This window comes from Aeromonas sp. S2(2024), assembly GCF_041402505.1.
GTDB classification, from domain to species: domain Bacteria; phylum Pseudomonadota; class Gammaproteobacteria; order Enterobacterales; family Aeromonadaceae; genus Aeromonas; species Aeromonas media.
Map to the genome: position 1 here is coordinate 253,341 of NZ_JBGLRL010000001.1, position 17,404 is coordinate 270,744.

General features: G+C 61.3%; 17 protein-coding genes, 2 tRNA genes and 1 pseudogene. 9 read left to right on the forward strand and 11 right to left on the reverse strand.

The annotated features are described in order from the left end of the window. Window positions 1–11: 11 nt before the first annotated feature. The 3 genes from ptsI to cysK all read right to left on the reverse strand — a co-directional run bounded on the left by ptsI (window position 12) and on the right by cysK (window position 3,452). On the reverse strand, window positions 12–1,739 hold the full coding sequence (ptsI, locus tag ACB039_RS01160; protein ID WP_005325873.1) for a phosphoenolpyruvate-protein phosphotransferase PtsI: 1,728 nt from the start codon (window positions 1,737–1,739) through the stop codon (window positions 12–14). Between the two features lie 44 nt (window positions 1,740–1,783). After that, entirely contained in the window at window positions 1,784–2,041 is a 258-nt protein-coding gene (locus ACB039_RS01165) for an HPr family phosphocarrier protein (RefSeq protein ID WP_005303128.1), read from the reverse strand. Window positions 2,042–2,483: 442 nt separating this feature from the next. After that, on the reverse strand, window positions 2,484–3,452 hold the full coding sequence (gene cysK, locus ACB039_RS01170) for a cysteine synthase A (RefSeq protein ID WP_371164958.1): 969 nt from the start codon (window positions 3,450–3,452) through the stop codon (window positions 2,484–2,486). A gap of 163 nt (window positions 3,453–3,615) precedes the next feature. Between cysK and ACB039_RS01175 the strand changes: the two genes are divergently transcribed. The 3 genes from ACB039_RS01175 to ACB039_RS01185 are packed head-to-tail and all read left to right on the forward strand — an operon-like array spanning window position 3,616 to window position 6,799. Beyond that, window positions 3,616–4,458, forward strand: coding sequence for an AAA family ATPase (locus ACB039_RS01175; RefSeq protein WP_371164959.1), 843 nt, complete (start codon window positions 3,616–3,618; stop codon window positions 4,456–4,458). Beyond that, window positions 4,459–5,622, forward strand: coding sequence for a VWA domain-containing protein (locus ACB039_RS01180; RefSeq protein ID WP_371164960.1), 1,164 nt, complete (start codon window positions 4,459–4,461; stop codon window positions 5,620–5,622). A 55-nt stretch (window positions 5,623–5,677) separates the two neighbouring features. Next, window positions 5,678–6,799 (forward strand): beta-ketoacyl-ACP synthase III, encoded by a 1,122-nt coding sequence (locus ACB039_RS01185; RefSeq protein WP_371164961.1) that lies wholly within the window; start codon window positions 5,678–5,680, stop codon window positions 6,797–6,799. Between the two features lie 74 nt (window positions 6,800–6,873). Here ACB039_RS01185 and tsaA read toward each other — a convergent pair whose 3' ends face one another. Then, on the reverse strand, window positions 6,874–7,578 hold the full coding sequence (gene tsaA, locus ACB039_RS01190; RefSeq protein WP_043130129.1) for a tRNA (N6-threonylcarbamoyladenosine(37)-N6)-methyltransferase TrmO: 705 nt from the start codon (window positions 7,576–7,578) through the stop codon (window positions 6,874–6,876). A gap of 197 nt (window positions 7,579–7,775) precedes the next feature. On the opposite strand from tsaA, the gene ACB039_RS01195 reads away from it, so the two are divergent. Further along, entirely contained in the window at window positions 7,776–8,756 is a 981-nt protein-coding gene (locus ACB039_RS01195) for an NAD-dependent epimerase/dehydratase family protein (RefSeq protein ID WP_371164962.1), read from the forward strand. A gap of 72 nt (window positions 8,757–8,828) precedes the next feature. On the opposite strand, the gene ACB039_RS01200 is transcribed toward ACB039_RS01195, so the two are convergent. The 4 genes from ACB039_RS01200 to cydD all read right to left on the reverse strand — a co-directional run bounded on the left by ACB039_RS01200 (window position 8,829) and on the right by cydD (window position 13,266). Further along, window positions 8,829–9,221 carry a DUF488 domain-containing protein gene (locus ACB039_RS01200; protein ID WP_268418987.1) on the reverse strand — a complete coding sequence of 131 codons (393 nt, stop codon included), beginning with the start codon at window positions 9,219–9,221 and terminating at the stop codon, window positions 8,829–8,831. Window positions 9,222–9,230: 9 nt separating this feature from the next. Next, window positions 9,231–9,602: an Rcs stress response system protein RcsF gene (rcsF, locus tag ACB039_RS01205; RefSeq protein ID WP_005325859.1), complete on the reverse strand. Its 372-nt coding sequence runs from the start codon at window positions 9,600–9,602 to the stop codon at window positions 9,231–9,233. A gap of 156 nt (window positions 9,603–9,758) precedes the next feature. Further along, the gene (gene cydC / locus ACB039_RS01210; protein WP_371164963.1) at window positions 9,759–11,504 is read right to left on the reverse strand and encodes a cysteine/glutathione ABC transporter ATP-binding protein/permease CydC; all 1,746 of its coding nucleotides are present in this window, start codon (window positions 11,502–11,504) and stop codon (window positions 9,759–9,761) included. Beyond that, window positions 11,497–13,266 (reverse strand): cysteine/glutathione ABC transporter permease/ATP-binding protein CydD, encoded by a 1,770-nt coding sequence (cydD, locus tag ACB039_RS01215; protein ID WP_371164964.1) that lies wholly within the window; start codon window positions 13,264–13,266, stop codon window positions 11,497–11,499. Before cydD ends, cydC begins: the two co-directional genes overlap by 8 nt. Before the next feature lie 201 nt (window positions 13,267–13,467). On the opposite strand from cydD, the gene ACB039_RS01220 reads away from it, so the two are divergent. Beyond that, a tRNA-Gly gene (locus ACB039_RS01220) sits at window positions 13,468–13,541 on the forward strand. Between the two features lie 104 nt (window positions 13,542–13,645). After that, window positions 13,646–13,720: transfer RNA gene (locus tag ACB039_RS01225), tRNA-Gly, on the forward strand. Between the two features lie 119 nt (window positions 13,721–13,839). Here ACB039_RS01225 and arcA read toward each other — a convergent pair. Beyond that, window positions 13,840–14,559 (reverse strand): two-component system response regulator ArcA, encoded by a 720-nt coding sequence (gene arcA / locus ACB039_RS01230; protein WP_005325853.1) that lies wholly within the window; start codon window positions 14,557–14,559, stop codon window positions 13,840–13,842. A 385-nt stretch (window positions 14,560–14,944) separates the two neighbouring features. On the opposite strand from arcA, the gene ACB039_RS01235 reads away from it, so the two are divergent. Together ACB039_RS01235 and ACB039_RS01240 are read left to right on the forward strand one after the other, a co-directional pair. After that, window positions 14,945–15,343 (forward strand): DUF3293 domain-containing protein, encoded by a 399-nt coding sequence (locus ACB039_RS01235; protein ID WP_371164965.1) that lies wholly within the window; start codon window positions 14,945–14,947, stop codon window positions 15,341–15,343. 117 nt (window positions 15,344–15,460) lie between these two features. Further along, window positions 15,461–15,940, forward strand: a complete 480-nt coding sequence (locus tag ACB039_RS01240) for a putative 4-hydroxy-4-methyl-2-oxoglutarate aldolase (RefSeq protein ID WP_043130163.1) — start codon at window positions 15,461–15,463, stop codon at window positions 15,938–15,940. Window positions 15,941–15,944: 4 nt separating this feature from the next. Here ACB039_RS01240 and ACB039_RS01245 read toward each other — a convergent pair whose 3' ends face one another. Next, window positions 15,945–16,421 (reverse strand): hypothetical protein, encoded by a 477-nt coding sequence (locus ACB039_RS01245; RefSeq protein ID WP_005325850.1) that lies wholly within the window; start codon window positions 16,419–16,421, stop codon window positions 15,945–15,947. 167 nt (window positions 16,422–16,588) lie between these two features. On the opposite strand from ACB039_RS01245, the gene ACB039_RS01250 reads away from it, so the two are divergent. Continuing rightward, window positions 16,589–16,978, forward strand: coding sequence for an META domain-containing protein (locus ACB039_RS01250; protein ID WP_371164966.1), 390 nt, complete (start codon window positions 16,589–16,591; stop codon window positions 16,976–16,978). Between the two features lie 70 nt (window positions 16,979–17,048). On the opposite strand, the pseudogene ACB039_RS01255 reads toward ACB039_RS01250, so the two are convergent. Beyond that, window positions 17,049–17,393: pseudogene (locus ACB039_RS01255) on the reverse strand (IS4 family transposase); the annotation flags it as partial. Window positions 17,394–17,404 lie beyond the last annotated feature (11 nt).

Genomic DNA, 17,404 nt, shown 5'->3' on the forward strand with positions numbered 1-17,404 from the left:
TGCAGCCGATCTTAGCAGACTGCCTTCTGCTTAATAAAGTTATCTACACAGGCTTCGATTTCGGCGGCGGTCGCATAGCTCAGTGCCTGGTCTGCCATTGCCTTCACATCTTCGAAGTTGGTGTTGCGGATAAGCTTCTTGATACGCGGTACAGAGATGGCGCTCATGGAGAACTCATCCAGACCCATACCCAGCAGCAGCAGGGTGGCGCGTTCGTCACCAGCCAGTTCACCGCACATACCGGTCCACTTGCCATTGTCATGGGAAGCGTCGATTACCATCTTGATCAGGGTCAGGACGGAGGGTGACAGCGGGTTGTACATGGCGGAAATCATCTCGTTACCACGATCGACGGCCAGGGTGTACTGGGTCAGGTCGTTGGTACCGATACTGAAGAAATCCACTTCCTTGGCAAGATGATGAGCCATCACGGCAGCAGCCGGGGTCTCGATCATGATACCCACTTCGATGGATTCATCAAAGGCTTTGCCGTCGGCACGCAGTTCAGCCTTCAGCTGCTCTACGGTGGCCTTAAGGCTGCGGAACTCTTCGACGGAGATGATCATCGGGAACATGATGCGCAGCTTGCCGAAGGCAGAGGCGCGCAGGATGGCCTTCAGCTGGGCGTGCATGATGTCTTCACGATCGAAGAAAATACGCACGGCACGCCAGCCCAGGAAGGGGTTCATTTCTTTCGGGAAATTCATGTAGGGCAGTTCTTTGTCGCCGCCGATGTCCATGGTACGGACGATGATCGGCTGATCCGGCATGGCCTCTGCCACTTCTTTGTAGGCCTTGAACTGCTCGTCTTCGGTCGGCAGCGCATCGCGGTCCATGAACAGGAACTCGGTGCGGTACAGACCCACGCCTTCGGCGCCATTGCGGATGGCACCCTCGGTATCCTTGACGGTACCTATGTTGGCGCAGACTTCGACCTGATGACCATCCAGGGTGATGGCGGGCAGGTCTTTCAGCTTGGCCAGTTCGTCCTTCTCGGCCTGGAACTGGGCCTGGAATTTCTTGGCTTCAGCCAGCTGTTCGGCGGTCGGGTTGATGATGATCTGGTTGTTGATGCCATCCAGTATCAGCATCTCGCCATTGTTGACGCGCGCGGTGATGTCGTTGGTGCCCACGATGGCCGGCAGCTCCAGGGAGCGGGCCATGATGGAAGTGTGAGAGGTGCGGCCACCGATGTCGGTGACGAAGCCCAGCACATATTTCAGGTTGATCTGAGCGGTTTCGGACGGGGTCAGGTCTTTGGCGACCAGGATGACCTCTTCGTCTATGGTGCTCAGGTTGACAACGGCGATGCCCAGCACGTTCTTCACCAGACGGGTTCCGATGTCACGGAAGTCGGTGGCGCGCTCACGCAGATAGGGGTCGTCCAGCTCGGCCATCATCTTGGCGTACTGTTCGATCACCTCATAGATGGCTTTGTCGGCGGACGCCTTGTTGTCTTTGATGAAGGATCTGATATCCCCTTCCAGCTCCTCATCTTCGAGCAGCATGATGTGGCCTTCGAAGATGGCCTCTTTTTCTTCACCGAAGGTACGACCGGCCATCTCTTTGATGGCTTCCAGCTGTGCGGCTGACTTGGTGCGGGCTTCGAGGAAGCGGTTGATCTCGGCGTCAATCTGGTCGGCAGAAATCTTGCCCTGATTGATAACGATTTCATCTTCTTTCAGAAGAAGCGCCTTACCGAATGCGATACCGGGGGACGCAAGAATGCCAGATATCATAATCCTTCCTATTAAAACGACTGTGGGGGAGGAATAAAGCTGGATTACTCCAGCTCGTCCATCAGGGCAACCAGCTTCTCAACGGCTTTCTGAGCGTCCGGGCCGTCGGCCTGGATGGTCACGTTGGTGCCTTTGGTCAGGCCCAGGGTCTGCAGCTTGAACAGGCTCTTGGCGCTGGCGGATTTGCCACCGGAGACCACAGTGATCTCGCTTTGGAATTCTTTGGCTTCTTTCACGAACTGAGCTGCGGGACGGGTGTGCAGGCCGTTTTCAGCAGTAATAACAACAGACTTCTCGTACATGGTTTCACCCCATATTATTGATATTGTGTGGAGAGATGGTCGCTAATGAGGCTTCCTGTCTCACCGTGTCAGTATGGATATGTTGTAAAGTAACGAAATCAGACCTGCAATGGTTTAATCCAGGTCAATTTTCTGTGCAGTATTCGGCGCCCTGGCTAAGTCTTTTTCGTCATCGGGCTACAAGCCGCGTCAGGTCTGGCCTGAAATTAATTTATAACGAAAAATAACACTTTGTTACCTTGTGATACTTAGCCGGTAAACACCTCGTGACGCCGCACAGGATATGAGATTTATCACAGAATGTCTGCTTTTTTTGTCACACCCAAGTTTGTTATTTTACCCCAAAAAATAAGGGGTCGACTGACACTGATGGCTACTGAGTTTAGCGCATAATGAAAACGGCGCCCCCAGAGGCGCCGTTGTTTTGGTGTAATGCGATCAATTACTGTTGCAGTTCCTGTTCGCTGAACACGCCGGCGAAGAGGGCACTGGAGAGATAACGCTCGGCAGCACTCGGCAGGATGACGACAATCGTTTTCCCTTCGAACTCCGGCTGCTCGGCCAGACGGGCGGCAGCGACCACGGCGGCGCCGGAGCTGATCCCCGCCAGAATGCCTTCCTCTTCCATCAGGCGGCGAGCCATCTCGATGGACTCCTCGCTGCTAACCTGCTCGACGCGGTCCAGCAGGGTCAGGTCCAGGTTGCCTGGAATGAAGCCCGCGCCTATGCCCTGGATCTTGTGGGGACCGGGCTTTATCTCTTCGCCCGCCAGTTTCTGGCTGATGACGGGAGATTCGCTGGGTTCGACCGCCACGGAGACGATGGCCTTGCCCTTGGTCTGCTTGATGTAGCGGGAGACACCAGTGATGGTGCCGCCGGTGCCGACGCCTGCCACAAACACATCCACGTCACCGTCGGTGGCATCCCAGATCTCGGGGCCAGTGGTCTGCTCGTGGATCTCGGGGTTGGCGGGGTTTTCGAACTGCTGCAGCAGCACATACTTGCCCGGCTCGGATTCGAGGATCTCGTTAGCCTTGGCGATGGCGCCCTTCATGCCCAACGGGCCTTCGGTCAGCACCAGGTTGGCACCCAGCGCCTTGAGTAGCTTGCGGCGCTCCAGGCTCATGGTGGCCGGCATGGTCAGGGTGATGGGATAACCACGGGCCGCAGCCACGAACGCCAGGGCAATGCCCGTGTTACCGCTGGTAGGCTCGATGATCTCCTTACCTTTGGTCAGCACGCCGCGTTTCTCGGCATCCCAGATGAGATTGGCGCCGATCCGGCACTTGACACTGAAGCTCGGGTTGCGGCTCTCGATCTTGGCCAGCACGCGGCCCTTGGTAACACGGTTGAGACGAACCAGCGGGGTGTTGCCTATGGTCTGGCTGTTGTCCTCAAAAATTTTGCTCATGGTGCTATCCCTGTGTTTGTTAAGGCGATGAAACAAGATTACCCTGTGGTTTCTGAATGAGAAGTGACGAATCGTTATAACAATATGTTATTACAACATATAGAACTTATTCTCTCTCGCCGAAGGGCCCCTGGGTTCTCCTGCGACCAAAGGAATGGATCTCATGGGATTTGCAGGAAGCGATCGCTATCTCGCATCAAAGTCACTGAGTATGGCCGTCAATGCCGCCATCGTGCTGGAGAAGCCGCTGCTGATCAAAGGTGAGCCGGGCACCGGCAAGACGGTGCTGGCCGAGGCGGTTGCCGAGTCGCTCGGTGCCGACCTCATCAGCTGGCACATCAAGTCCACCACCAAGGCCCAGCAGGGGCTCTATGAATACGATGCGGTGGCCCGGCTGCGGGACTCCCAGCTCGGGGATCCGCGGGTAGGGGACATCAACCATTACATCCGCCGTGGCAAGCTGTGGCAGGCCTTCGTTGCCTCGCAGAGGCCGGTACTGCTGATCGACGAAATCGACAAGGCGGACATCGAGTTTCCCAACGATCTGTTGCTGGAGCTGGATCGGATGGAGTTCGATGTCTACGAAACCGGCGAGCGCATCAAGGCGCGCCAGCGTCCGGTGGTCATCATCACCTCCAACAATGAGAAAGAGCTGCCGGACGCCTTCCTGCGCCGCTGTTTTTTCCATTACATCCGCTTCCCCGACAAAGCCGAGATGCAGGCCATCGTCCAGCTGCACCATCCCAACCTCAAGGAGAGCCTGCTCGGCGAGGCGATGGATCTCTTCTTCGAGCTGCGTAATGTGGAGGGGCTGCGCAAGAAGCCCTCCACCTCAGAGCTGCTGGACTGGATCCGCCTGCTGCTGGCCGATGACATCGCCCCCGAGGCGCTGCGCAGCCGGGAGCCTGGCAAGCTGGTGCCCGCTCTCTATGGCGCCCTGCTCAAGACGGAGCAGGACTTGCACCTCTTCGAGAAGCTCGCCTTCCTGGCCCGGCGCGGCGGCTGAATGCTCATCGACTTCTTCCTCCACCTGCGCCGTCACAAGCTGCCCTGCAGCCTGCGCGAGTTGCTGGATCTCCATGGGGCCCTGGCGGCCGGACTCGCCAGCGTGGACATGGACGACTTCTATCGCTTGTCCCGCAGCCTGCTGGTGAAAGACGAGGCTCACTATGATCGCTTCGATCGCGCCTTCGCTGAGTACTACCAGGGGCTGGAGGCCATCCCCTTGCTGCCCGAGACGCTGCCGGACGACTGGTTGCGCCAGGAGTTCGAGCGGCTGTTGAGCCCTGAGGAGAAAGCCTTGCTCAGATCCCTCGGCGGGCTCGACAAGTTGCTCGACACCCTCAACCAGCGCCTGCGCGAACAAAAGTCGCGCCACGCCGGCGGCAACAAGTGGGTAGGTACCGGTGGCAGCAGTCCGTTCGGCCATGGCGGCTTCCACCCCGAGGGGATCCGCATGGGGGGAGAAGGCCAGCATGGCAAGGCAACCAAGGTGTGGGAGGCGCGCCACTATCGCAACTTCAGTGACGACTCGCCGCTCGGCCAGCGCGCCATCCAGCTGTCGCTGCGCAAGCTCAGGCGTTGGGTGCGCAAGGGCAATCCCTCGGAGCTGGATCTCGACGACACCATCAGCAGCACGGCCCGCCAGGGCTGGCTCGATGTGAAGCTCAGACCCGAGCGCCACAACGGGGTCAAGCTGCTGGTCTTCTTCGATGTTGGGGGGTCCATGGATGCCCACGTGGCCGAGGTGCAGCGGCTCTTCTCGGCGCTGCGCCACGAGTTCAAGCATCTGGAGTACTTCTATTTTCACAATTGCCTCTACGACTTCGTCTGGCAGGACAACGCCCGCCGGGCCGAGGAGCGTTTTGATACCTTGCGGCTGCTGCGCACCTACGGCAGCGACTATCGGGTGATCCTGGTGGGTGACGCCAAGATGGGTCCCTACGAGATCACCTGGCCCGGTGGCAGTGTGGAGCAGTGGAACGAGGAGTCCGGCCAGGTGTGGCTGGAGCGACTGCAGCACCACTTCCCCCGGCTGGTGTGGATCAACCCTGTCCCCAGGCAGGAGTGGCTCTGGCACCCCTCCATCAAGTTGATGAACGAATTGATCGGCGGGCGCATGCACCCGCTGACCCTGGCGGGTCTGGCTACGGCTATCGACCAGCTATGAATCTCTGAACCCTAAAAAACAGACAAGCCGGGATTGCACCCGGCCAGGAGCAAAGATGACCTCTATCGTAATCAGTGGCTCAGGCCTTTATACCCCGCCCTTTGCCGTCAGCAATGAAGAGCTGGTGGCGGCCTTCAACCAGTATGTGGATCTCTACAACGAGGAGAACGCCTCCGCCATCGATGCGGGCCAACTGCCCGCCAAGCAGCATTCGAGCTGCGAGTTCATCGAGAAGGCGTCCGGTATCAAGAGCCGCTATCTGGTGAGCAGGGAAGGGGTGCTGGATCCGGACATCATGCAGCCCCTGCTGGCGGAGCGCCCCGATGACCAGCCCTCCATCATGGTGGAGATGGCAGTGGCCGCCGCCGAGCAGGCGCTGATCGCCGCCGGTCGCGAGCCGGGGGAGATAGATCTGGTCATAGTCGCGGCCTCCAACATGCCGCGCCCCTATCCGGCGCTGGCCATCGAGCTGCAGCACTATCTGGGGGCGAGCGGAATGGCCTTTGACATGAACGTGGCCTGCTCCTCCGCCACCTTCGGCATCAAGACGGCGGCGGATCTGCTGGCGGCCGGCACCGCCAGACTGGCCCTGGTGGTGAATCCCGAGATCTGCTCGGGGCACCTCAATTTCCGCGACAGGGACAGCCACTTCATCTTTGGCGACGCCTGCACCGCCGTGCTGCTGGAGCGGGAAGAAGATTGCAAGGTGGCCAACCCCTGGCAACTGGTGGCCAGCAAGCTGGTGACCCAGTACTCCAACAACATCCGCAACAACTTCGGCTTCCTGAACCGCTTCAGCCCGCGCACCCGCTATGGGGATGACAAGCTGTTCCGCCAGCAGGGGCGCAAGGTGTTCAAGGAAGTGCTGCCCCTGGTGTGCACACAGATAGAGGAACAGCTGGGGGAGCAGGGCTGGCAGGCGGGGGAGCTGAACCGCCTCTGGCTCCATCAGGCCAATCTCACCATGAACCAGTTCATTGGCCGCAAGCTGCTGGGCCACGACGCCAGCCAGCAGGAGGCGCCGGTGATCCTCGACAGCTATGGCAACACCAGCTCGGCGGGCTCCATCATCGCCTTCCACCTGTTCAACCAGGACCTGCCTAGCGGGGCCCGTGGTGTGCTCTGCTCCTTCGGCGCCGGTTATTCCATCGGCAGCCTGTTGTTGCAACGCCTCTGAGTACCGCCATCCGGCGGCGGCAGCAAAAAACCACCCGAGCGGGTGGTTTTTTTATTGGCCGGGGCAGGTGAAGATCAGGCTGGCTCTATAGCCGATACCAGGCAGTCGGGCTCGCTGATGCGAAAACGCACATTGAGGTCGAACAGCCTGACACCGTACTCCTTGTCGTCCGGCTTGCCCTTCTTGTAGGCGGGACGAGGATCCTGGGCCAGCACCTCGCTCACCAGCTGGCGCAGCTCGGGGTGGGCCTTGAGCCAGGGCATGAGCTGCAGCTCCGCCTCGGGGGTGAAGCTCACCATCAATGGCGGGGTTGGAGCCTCGGGGGCGAAGCCGCCCCGGGCGTGGGGCAGGCTGTCGGCATAGGGAATGTAGGGCTTGATGTCGACCACAGGGGTGCCGTCCAGCAGATCCACGGCGCCGAGGTCGAGCCACAGCTTGCCACGCTCACGGCCCACCCCGTGCAGTTCGACCACGGAGAGGCCGAGCGGGTTGGGGCGGAAGGTGGAGCGGGTGGCAAAGACCCCGACCCGCTCGTTGCCGCCAAGGCGCGGCGGACGGACCGTCGGGTGCCAGCCCTGGGCCATGGTCTGGTGAAACACGAAGCTGAGCCAGAGGTGGGAAAACTGCTCTATGCCGCGCAGCACGTCCGGCTGATCGTAGGGAGGCAGCAGCTCCAGGCGGGCGCGGGCCGATTTGACCAGGCCGGGCTGGCGGGGGATGGCGAACTTCTCCTTGTAGGGAGAGCGGATGATCCCGAGTGTGTCTATATCGAACTTCATGGCGGATCCTGGCTGAAAACCCCGGCAATGTAGCACAGGCGGACCGAAAACGCAGGCGTCGCCACAGTCGTGGCCCCTGTGATCCCGGTCGCAGAGCGCGGCATCCGAGGCTGTGCCCTGGCGTCAACTTGCGTAGGGTGGGGGAAGAACAGGGATTGGCCGGGGTCATGGCACCGCGGCGCACAGGAGAGACAGGGATGAAACTGCTGATTATCGGCGGCACCGGTTTTTTGGGCCGCCACCTCACCTCGCTGGCCCTGGATTGGGGTCATGAGGTGACGCTGTACAATCGGGGTCACCGCCAGCACCCTGACTGGCGCGAGCTGACCCAACTGCAGGGGGACAGGGATCAGAGCCTGGATCCCTTGCTGGGGGAGGGACTGCACTGGGATCTGACCATAGACACCTGCTGCTATGACCCAGCGCAGGCGGTCAGCCTATCGACGGCCCTGCTCGGGCGTTGTGAGCGCCTCATCTTCATCTCCACCATCAGTGTCTATCGGGACTTCGCCCGGCCCGAGATGGACGAGTCGGCGCCGCTGCACGAGGTGGCTCCCGGCGAGTCAGCCAGCGGCTACGGTCCGCTCAAGGTCTTGTGCGAGGCAGAGTATCGGGCCCGCTGGGGGGAGCGGCTCTGCATACTGCGCCCCGGCGTGCTGTGCGGCCCCTTCGACCCGACCGGCCGCCTGGCCTGGTGGGTGCAACGAGTGCAGCAAGGAGGACCCTGGCTGCTGCCGGGGGAGGGGCAGGACAGGCTGCAATACCTGGACGTGCGCGACTGCGCCGAGTTCGTGCTGCGGGCCGCCGAGCAGCGGCTGGAGGGCTGCTTCAACCTCGTCAAGCCCGGTATCGCGCTGAACGACTGGGTAGATCGCCTGGCTGCCAGGCTGGCCCCCGCCACTCCCATCGTGCCCGAATGGGCGCCCTGGCCCGCTCTGCTGGCCGCCGGGGTGGAGCCCTGGCAGAGCTATCCGACCCTGTTGCCCAATGAGCAGCCCGAGTATGCCGGCTATGGCCGCATCAGCGCCGAGGCGGCCATCGTGCAGGGCCTCAACTTTCGGCCGCTGGAGGAGACGGTGGCGGATGTGGCCGAGTGGCTGGCCGGCGCGCCGGACGCTGCGGTGGCCGCCGGCATCACAGCCGAGCAGGAGACGCGGCTGCGTCAGCTTGTCCGGTAGCGTGGCCGGCAAGTGCCGCAGCAAAGCAAAAGGGCATCGAGAGATGCCCTTTTCTGTCTGGTGTGAGCGCCGCTACTCGGTGCGCATGGCGGCGCCGGCGGCGATCAGCAGCTCGCGCAGGATGGCGCGATGACAGCGCGACTCCTGCTCGCAGTAGCAGCCCACTGACAGGTTAGTGGTGTGGGAGAGGGCTGCCAGCAGCGCCAGATCGTGGCGGGCAGCTGGGCTTGCCATCTCGGCCTTGTACTGCTTGCAGAAAGCGGCCCACTGGGCCGGGGTCTCGGCGGCCTGACCGAGCTTCATGGTCTCGGCGCAGGGGGCCAGGTTGGGGAACCAGACGTCGTACCAATCCTGGCTGGCAAAATCGCTCTTGGGCACGCCGCGAGGCGGGCGGCGCACTGTGCCGATGCGCAGTCCCTCATCGGGGAGACGGGGGCTGCCGAGGCGGACGATGGCGAGTGCCATGCCGAGACCTTACTTCTCTTCGGCCACTTTCAGCGCCTGACCGTAGCAGATCACCTGCTTCAGGCAGCCCGGCACATCGCTGAACTCGGCGCACTTGTCAAAGCTGACGCCGTTGCCGCCCATGTCGGCCACGCGGCGGCGGGCCAGGGTGCGGGCTTCGCCGGCATTGGGCACCGCCTGATTGGCATCGGCCTGGCAGGACTCACCCTCGACGGTGCCGAGGTAGAGGTAATTGAGGTCGGCGAGCTGGTTCTGCTCATAGATCCGGACGCCGCCCGGCTTGAAATACTCGTCGAAGTTTTCCTTGTCCAGATTGCTGTTGAAGGCGAAGTCGGCACAACCGGAGGCAATCAGGGGCATCATCAGGATCAGGCGTTTCATGTCGAGGTCTTGTTGAACAGTGAGGGGGCCATTATAGGGGTCAGTCGCTGCCTGCGACCAGCCCCATTTTTCGCCCGGGAGGCGAGCTGTGACGGGGATCTTGGCACTATCAACAAGACAAGGGGCAGATCCCTGCCCCTTGTTCATTGGCTGTCATCAGGCGGGAGCCAGCCGCTGGTGCAGGCTGCGGTAGTAGTCATCTTCCAGCAACTCCTGGTGCGGGGCGCAGAGGCGGATCTTGCCCTCTTCCATCAGGGCTACCCTGTCCATCTGCTCCAGCCCCAGCAGGCGGTGGGAGATGAGCAGCAGGGAGCGCTTCGCCCCCAGCTTGAGTAGCAGGGCCATGATCTCCCGCTCGGTCTGGCTGTCGAGGCCTTCGGTCGGCTCATCCAGCAGCCAGAGCGGGGCATCGTGCAGCAGGGCGCGGGCTATGCCGATGCGGCGGCGCTCGCCGCCGGAGAGGGGGCGACCGCCATCCCCGAGCCAGGCGTCCAGTCCGCTCTCGGCCTCTTCATCTTCGTCTGCCAGCAGGGTGGCGAGACCCACCTGGGTGAGAACCTCGGTCAGCCGCTCGTCGCTGGCGTCGGGGGCGGCCAGCTTGAGGTTGCCGCGCAAGGTATCGGCAAACAGATGCACCCGCTGGCTCACCACCGAGCAGGAGGCGCGCAGGGCCCCTTCGCTGTAGTGCGTCAACGGCTTGCCATCCAACAGAATCTCGCCGCTCTGCGCCGTCCACTCCCGGGTCAGCAGCCCCATCAGGGTGGACTTGCCACACCCTGTCTGCCCCAGCAGCGCCAGCTTCTCGCCGGGGTTCAGTTGCAGGTTACAGCCTCGCAGCACCGGGCCGTCCTGGCCGGGATAGGCAAAATGGAGGTCCCGTATCTGCAAGGCGCCTTGAGTCGCAGGCGCTTGCTCCTCTCCCCACTCTGGCGCCTTGGCCTCCTGCAGTATCTCGTTGAGACGACGGGCCGAGGTGAGGCTGGTGGAGAGGTGCTGGAAGGCGCCCGCCAGAGGCAGCAGCGCCTCGAAGCTTGCCAGGGTGGCGAACACCATGAGCGCCGTGATGGGATCCGGGGTGCCACCGCCGACGCCGTGACCAGCGAGCCACAGCATCAGGGTCAGGGTCCAGCCGCTGAGCAGCTGGACCGAGAAGCTGGCGAGGCCGCTCACCCTGGCCATGCGGGCCTGGGCCTGGATCAGGGCCTGCTCGGCCTGTTGCAGCTCGGCCAGCGCCTTGGGGGCGGCGGCGAACATCTGCAGCTCGGCATGGCCGTCCAGGTAATCCACCATGCGGGTGCGCATGGTGGATTTCTCGGCGATGAGTCGACGACCGGGCGACCGGCCGGCGAAATAGAACACCAGCGGCAGGGCCAGCATGCCAAAGAGCAGTATGGCCCCCAGAGTCAGCGCCAGGCGGCTGTCGAAGAAGGAGAGGAAGAATACCAGCCCGGCACAGCTGAGCAGAGCCGCTCCGATGGGAGTGACGAGGCGCAGGTAGACGTGATCCATGGCGTCGATGTCGGCCACCAGACGGTTGAGCAGATCCGCCTGACGAAAACCGGCCAGGGTGCCGGGGGAGAGGGGGGAGAGTCTTTGCCAGAACCAGACCCGCAACCGGGTGAGCACCCGGAAGGTGGCGTCGTGGCTCACTACTCGCTCACCCCAGCGGCTGGCGGTACGCACTATGGAGAAGAAGCGCACGCCGCCGGCCGGGGTCATGTAGTTGAAGGTGTCCCGGCTGGCGACCGCCAGCCCCGCCACGGCGGCGGCGGAGAGGAACCAGCCTGAAAGAGAGAGCAGCCCCATCCCGGCCACCAGGGTGACCAGGGCCAGCAGCAGGCCGAGGGAGAGGCTGAGCCAGTGCTGGCGGTAGAGACGCAGGAACGGCAGTAGATCAGTCATCGAGAGAATCCCCTGAACGTTGGGACAGCAGACGGGCGAAGGGCCCCTGTGCCTGGCAGAGTTGCGCGAAGTGGCCTTGCTCCACCAGCTGGCCGCGCTCCAGCACCAGTATGTTGTCCATCTGGCTGAGCTGATCGAGGCGGTGGGTGATCATCAGCAGGGTCTGGCCTTTCGCAGCGTCTTCGAGCGTGCTCATGATGGCGCGTTCGGAGTGGCGATCCAGGCTGGCAGTGGGTTCATCCAGTACCATCAACTGGGTGGACTTGAGCAGGGTGCGGGCCAGGGCGAGGCGCTGGGCCTGGCCGACGGAGAGGCCACCGGCCTGATCCCCGACCGGATAGTCGAACCCCTTCTCCCTGGCAAATTCCCTGGCCTGGGCCCTCACCAGGGCTGCTTCCAGCTCGGCGTCGCTGGCCGTGGGCCTGGCCAGCAGCAGGTTGTCTCTCAGGGAGGCGTGGAACAGCTGGGGGTTCTGGGAGAGCCAGCCCAGTTGCAGCCGCCACTGGCTCATGTCCAGCTCGGCGAGCTCCTGGCCGTCGACACGGAGCGAACCGCGATAGGGGGCAAAGCCAAGCAAGGCGTTGACCAGGGAGCTCTTGCCGGCCCCGCTGATCCCGACCAGGGCAGTGCGCATGCCTGCCTCAAGGGTGAAATCGATGGGGCCGACCAGCACCTTGCCCTCGGCGCTCAGCACCTCCAGGGCGCGGGCCTCCACCCTGATGGGGCCATCGGCCTGGAAGGGGGCACTCCCTGAAGCTGGCTCGCTGACTTCGGCCTCGAGAAACTCCAGCAGCTGCTCGGCGGCGCCTATGGCCTGCGCCTTGGCGTGGTAGTGGGCGCCGAGTTCCCGCAGCGGCGCGTAAAACTCGGGAGCGAGAAATAGCACTAACAGGCCGGTAAAGAGCGTTACCTTGGCGCCATAGTTACCGAAATTGAGGTGATCTATGTAAGAGAAGCCGAAGTAGACCGCCACCAGGGCCACCGCGATGGCGGCGAAGAACTCCAGCACGGCCGTGCTCAGGAAGGCGAGCCGCAGCACCTCCATGGTGCGCTCCCGAAAATCTTCCGAGGCGTCGCGAATGGCTTCACCCTCCGCCTGGGTACGCATGAAGAGCTGCAGGGTACGCAAGCCCTTGAGTCTGTCGAGGAAGTGGCCGGAGAGCCGCGCCAGGGACTGGAAGTTGCGGCGGTTGGCATCGGCAGCGCCGACGCCCACCAGGATCATGAAGAGCGGGATGAGGGGCGCTGTGCCGAGCAAGATGATGCCAGCGGCCCAGTTGACCGGGAACACGGCCACCAGGATCACCAGGGGGATGAAGACGGCTATGGCCATCTGGGGCAGATAGCGGGAGAAGAACTCCTGCATCTCTTCGATCTGCTCGAGCAACAGGCTGGCCCAGCTGCCGGCGGGGCGGCGCTGGATATAAGCTGGCCCGAGGCGGGCGAGGCGGGTGAGCACCAGCTCGCGGATGGCCTGGCGCACCGCACTGCCCGCCCTGAAGCTCGCCACCTCCCGGCCATAAGCCAGTGCAGCCTTGGTCAGGGTCACCAGCAGCAGAGCAATAAAGAGGGGAATGGACTGCTCGGGCGTGTTGCCTTCGATGATGAAGCCGTGGAGCAGGGTGGCCAGCAGCCAGGCCTGCATCACCATCAGTATGCCCTGACCCATGCCGAGACCAATGGAAAGACCGATCCAGCGCCGGCCATGGCCCGATTGTTTGCGCAACCAGCCATAGAGATGTTTCTGCTTGTTCTTGTCCATTACCACCCTCCTCGGTCGAGTGGCGCAAGACTATCGTCGCCCCCACGGCTTGGCAACCTCGCAGATCCGGGAGTGTGAACGTCTTTGTTTGAAAAAGCAGCTGCATGCTCAATAGTTGGCCGAACAGCTTGATTTATGGCAAAAAATACGAAGGCGGTGATTGCGCTCGCCGGCAAAATGCATATAGTAGAGGCCACTGACGCGGGTGTAGTTCAATGGTAGAACGGTAGCTTCCCAAGCTGCATACGTGGGTTCGATTCCCATCACCCGCTCCACATTCTGATACCAGGTATCTGTCCCGTCTCGTTGTTGCCTGCTTCTGGCACGTCTCTTCAGACGCTGATTCCATGCCTTGTATATGCTGCGTTCCTGATGCCTTGCGGGCATCGTATAATGGCTATTACCTCAGCCTTCCAAGCTGATGATGCGGGTTCGATTCCCGCTGCCCGCTCCAGTTTTCATGCAAAAAGCCCACTCGACTGAGTGGGCTTTTTGTTTTGGCGGACAGGCGACTTGCACCAGCCACAAGTAGAAGAGGCGCCCACAGGCGCCTCTCGCTTCACCGGGCAGGGATTATTCCTGCTCCAGCTCGCCACAGAAGCGGTAGCCTTCGCCATGAATGGTGGCGATGATCTCCGGGGTGTCGCCCACGCTCTCGAAGTGCTTGCGAATGCGGCGGATGGTGACATCCACGGTACGATCGTGGGGCTTGAGCTCACGGCCTGTCATCTTCTTGAGCAGTTCGGCACGGGTCTGGATCTGGCCCGGGTTTTCGCAGAAATGCAGCATGGCGCGGAACTCGGAGCGGGGCAGCTTGAACATGTCGCCTGCCGGGCTGACCAGTGCACGGCTGTTGATGTCCAGCGCCCAGCCATTGAACAGGTAACGCTCCACCAGCTTCTTCTCTTCGCCACCGGCGGTCACGTTCATGGTGCGACTCAGCAGGTTGCGGGCACGGATGGTCAGCTCGCGGGGGTTGAACGGCTTGGTGATGTAGTCATCGGCGCCGATCTCCAGCCCCAGGATCTTGTCCACTTCGTTGTCACGACCGGTCAGGAACATCAGGGCGATATTGTCATCTTCACGCAGCTCGCGCGCCAGCAGCAGGCCATTCTTGCCCGGCAGGTTGATGTCCATGATCACCAGGTTGATGGTGTGGCTGGTCAGGGCTTGATGCATCTCGTCGCCATTGTTGGCTTCCAGCACTATGTAGCCTTCGGCCTCGAAGATGCTCTTGAGGGTGTTGCGGGTGACCAGCTCGTCTTCGACGATCAGAATATGTGGTGTTTGCATGAGTATTCCCAGATTCTTATCAGTTAATTATCGAAATTTTAACACTCTTTGGCGTTATCCGACCGGTCCTGAAAATTTATTACGTCATCCTGGGTATGAATGTCAGGTCGAATCATCGCGAATTTGGTATCTATGTTGGCAAACATCCCTGTGCCGCACATAGGCTCTCAACAAGTCTGATCGAGAGAAGCCTGGAAAGGTAGTCCATTACAAAAGTTGCTGCATTTTATCAGTTAACAGGCGCATAACAACACTCTTTGCCGTCAGATAGCAACTTTTTAACTCAGGTTTGATATAAGTCAATCCCGAGGTTCGCTGCATCATACGTGGGCTGGCCCGCTTTTTCGCCCTTAAGAAATGTAATGGGATGTAACATGTGGTTGACATGACTTTGTGGGAAAACTACAGAAATGTGTGTTTTATTGCCCCCTTCGCACCGCCAGTCTGGGCTGCCTATGCCATCGTCACGGCCTGGAATCCGGCCGGCCAGCGGGTGGGGATGCGCCGCAACGCCCGACGTCAACGCGCCCTGTCACGCCACCTTGCCGATACCCTGGTGATGGGGCCCGTGTGGGGCAGCGCTCCGGATGAGTGCTGGCAGGAGGCGTCCCTGTTGCTGCACATTCCTCAGGGCGAGGCCATCCGACTGGCCGCCCGCTTCGGGCAGAATGCCCTCTACTGGGTGGTAGAGGGGGAGCTCTGGTTGGTGCCCGTCCTGCTGAAGGGGGAGCCATGCCATCTTGGCAGACTGACTTCCCGCTGGATGCTCAGAGCTTTCGCATGATGAGAGGCTGGACGGGAGCCACACCATCCGGGTATGTCGGTTGCCCGCTGGATTGTCAGCCTGTCCACATGATGAAAGAATGAGCGGACTCATTCACTCCATGGAAGGATGCTGACCATGCTGGATCTACTGCCCGACCTTTGCGATCAACATGGCGATGCCCTGCAGGTGGCAGAGCCGCTGTTTCACGATTATGGCGGCAAGCCGCTGTTTTATGGTGAGGCGGTCACTCTCTCCTGCTTCGAGGACAACAGCCTGGTGCGGGAGCTGGTGGCGAGCCCCGGTCATGGCAAGGTGATGGTGATCGACGGCGGTGGCTCCCTGCGCCGGGCGCTGCTGGGGGACCAACTGGCCATCAAGGCGGTGGAGCAGGGATGGGAAGGGATCCTGATCCACGGCGCCGTGCGGGATGTGGGCACTTTGGCGACGCTGGCGCTGGGGGTCAAGGCGCTGGCGGCCTGTCCGGTCAAAACCGAGAAACGCGGACAGGGCGAGCTGGATGTGGTGCTGTCCTTTGCCGGGGTCAGCATAGCGCCGGGGGATTATGTCTACGCCGATCTCAATGGCGTGCTGGTCAGTGGCGCCAGGCTCCTCTGATCCCTCAGAAGTTGAAACCTACCCCCAGGGTGAGGAACTGCTCGGTGCTGAAGGCACTGAGGCCGTAGTTGGCGGTGATGGCCAACTGCGGTGTCACCAGCAGGCTGCTGTTGAGCTCCACCAGGGTGCTGGGCTTGCTCACCTCCAGCTGTTTGAGTTGGCTGCCGATGTTCAGTGAGGGGGATAGGCGGTAGCGCACCCCCGAGCTGATATTGAAGCCGGCCTGCTCGCTGTGGCTGCCCACTGCCGGTCCGGCCTCCATGTAGAGGCTGATATCATCCTCTACCGGATATTGGTAGCCGGTGTTGATGAGCCAGATATCGAAATTGTCGCCCGTATGGGCCTGGTTGCCGAGCAGTACGCCGGAATAGCTTTTCACGTAGAGCTGGCTGTCGGCTTCGTTTTTGAGGAAATCCCAGTCGGCGGCCTGGGCCGAAAAAGTGAGACCGAATGCGAGTGCGATGACGAGAGACTTGACCATTCGTTTCCCCTCCCTGGGTCCGGAACAGGACTACAAGCATGGCACATGCCAGCAGGGAGTAAAGGGAACCCCGATCACAATAAAAGAGTTTTGATGGGCGCCAGAGTCATGATAAACAGGCCCCTCACTCTGTGTCTTCACGACTTTCTCCATCACGAGGTGAACTCATGAACAAGAAACTGACCCTGCTGGCTGCGCTGGCCCTGGGAGGCTGCGCCATGGCAACGGGTTCTACCCTGGCAGAGCTGCAAGCATCGACCTGGCAGTTGCAAGGGGCGAGCGGTGATACCTTCACCCTGCAGGTCGCCGGCGACAAGGTGGCAGGCAAGGGCGGCTGCAACCGCTACTTTGGCGGCATCACAGAGCAGGGGGACGGTATTCTGGCTCTGGGCCCCATGGGGGCGACTCGCATGATGTGTACAGGGGATCTGGCCGGCAAGGAGATGAACTACCTGCAGGCGCTGGAGAAGGTGGCAAGCTTCCAGATAAGCGGCAAACAGCTGGTGCTGAAGAATGCAGAGCAGGCGACACTGCTGACCTTCGATGCGGTGAAATAAACGGGTATGTTGTCAGGGATTGTCGCAGCCTGACATCAGCCCAAAGACGCCACGGCGTAATGCCAGTCAGTTAAGTTTGACTGGCATTTTTTTATTCGCTTTTTTCATATTCTCCTTCTGTGACCTTGCCTTCACACTGCACGGCCAATATCGCTCTCTTCTGATGGGCAGAACAAACAACCTAGCTTGTGGCTCAAGGTCCGCTCCCCGCCTTGGGAGATTGCCCGCTGGCACATACGGCATGCAGCGCAGTCATGGATGAGGAACGCCGACGCCATATGAAAACTCAGCTGACTCGTCGTGTCTCTCTTCAGGCTCGCCGCCATCTTCACCATCTGGCTGTGCGACAGGTTGTACGCTGGCAGTGCATCCATCGATCTTGCCTTATACCCACCGCCTCCTTGCTGTTGAGGGTGCGGGTCAGCA

Bases quoted from the DNA above. Each gene is read 5' to 3' on its own strand.
- ptsI (WP_005325873.1), bottom strand. From the start codon at position 1,739: ATGATATCTGGCATTCTTGCGTCCCCCGGTATCGCATTCGGTAAGGCG.
- ACB039_RS01165 (WP_005303128.1), bottom strand. From the start codon at position 2,041: ATGTACGAGAAGTCTGTTGTTATTACTGCTGAAAACGGCCTGCACACC.
- cysK (WP_371164958.1), bottom strand. From the start codon at position 3,452: ATGAGCAAAATTTTTGAGGACAACAGCCAGACCATAGGCAACACCCCG.
- ACB039_RS01175 (WP_371164959.1), top strand. From the start codon at position 3,616: ATGGGATTTGCAGGAAGCGATCGCTATCTCGCATCAAAGTCACTGAGT.
- ACB039_RS01180 (WP_371164960.1), top strand. From the start codon at position 4,459: ATGCTCATCGACTTCTTCCTCCACCTGCGCCGTCACAAGCTGCCCTGC.
- ACB039_RS01185 (WP_371164961.1), top strand. From the start codon at position 5,678: ATGACCTCTATCGTAATCAGTGGCTCAGGCCTTTATACCCCGCCCTTT.
- tsaA (WP_043130129.1), bottom strand. From the start codon at position 7,578: ATGAAGTTCGATATAGACACACTCGGGATCATCCGCTCTCCCTACAAG.
- ACB039_RS01195 (WP_371164962.1), top strand. From the start codon at position 7,776: ATGAAACTGCTGATTATCGGCGGCACCGGTTTTTTGGGCCGCCACCTC.
- ACB039_RS01200 (WP_268418987.1), bottom strand. From the start codon at position 9,221: ATGGCACTCGCCATCGTCCGCCTCGGCAGCCCCCGTCTCCCCGATGAG.
- rcsF (WP_005325859.1), bottom strand. From the start codon at position 9,602: ATGAAACGCCTGATCCTGATGATGCCCCTGATTGCCTCCGGTTGTGCC.
- cydC (WP_371164963.1), bottom strand. From the start codon at position 11,504: ATGACTGATCTACTGCCGTTCCTGCGTCTCTACCGCCAGCACTGGCTC.
- cydD (WP_371164964.1), bottom strand. From the start codon at position 13,266: ATGGACAAGAACAAGCAGAAACATCTCTATGGCTGGTTGCGCAAACAA.
- arcA (WP_005325853.1), bottom strand. From the start codon at position 14,559: ATGCAAACACCACATATTCTGATCGTCGAAGACGAGCTGGTCACCCGC.
- ACB039_RS01235 (WP_371164965.1), top strand. From the start codon at position 14,945: ATGACTTTGTGGGAAAACTACAGAAATGTGTGTTTTATTGCCCCCTTC.
- ACB039_RS01240 (WP_043130163.1), top strand. From the start codon at position 15,461: ATGCTGGATCTACTGCCCGACCTTTGCGATCAACATGGCGATGCCCTG.
- ACB039_RS01245 (WP_005325850.1), bottom strand. From the start codon at position 16,421: ATGGTCAAGTCTCTCGTCATCGCACTCGCATTCGGTCTCACTTTTTCG.
- ACB039_RS01250 (WP_371164966.1), top strand. From the start codon at position 16,589: ATGAACAAGAAACTGACCCTGCTGGCTGCGCTGGCCCTGGGAGGCTGC.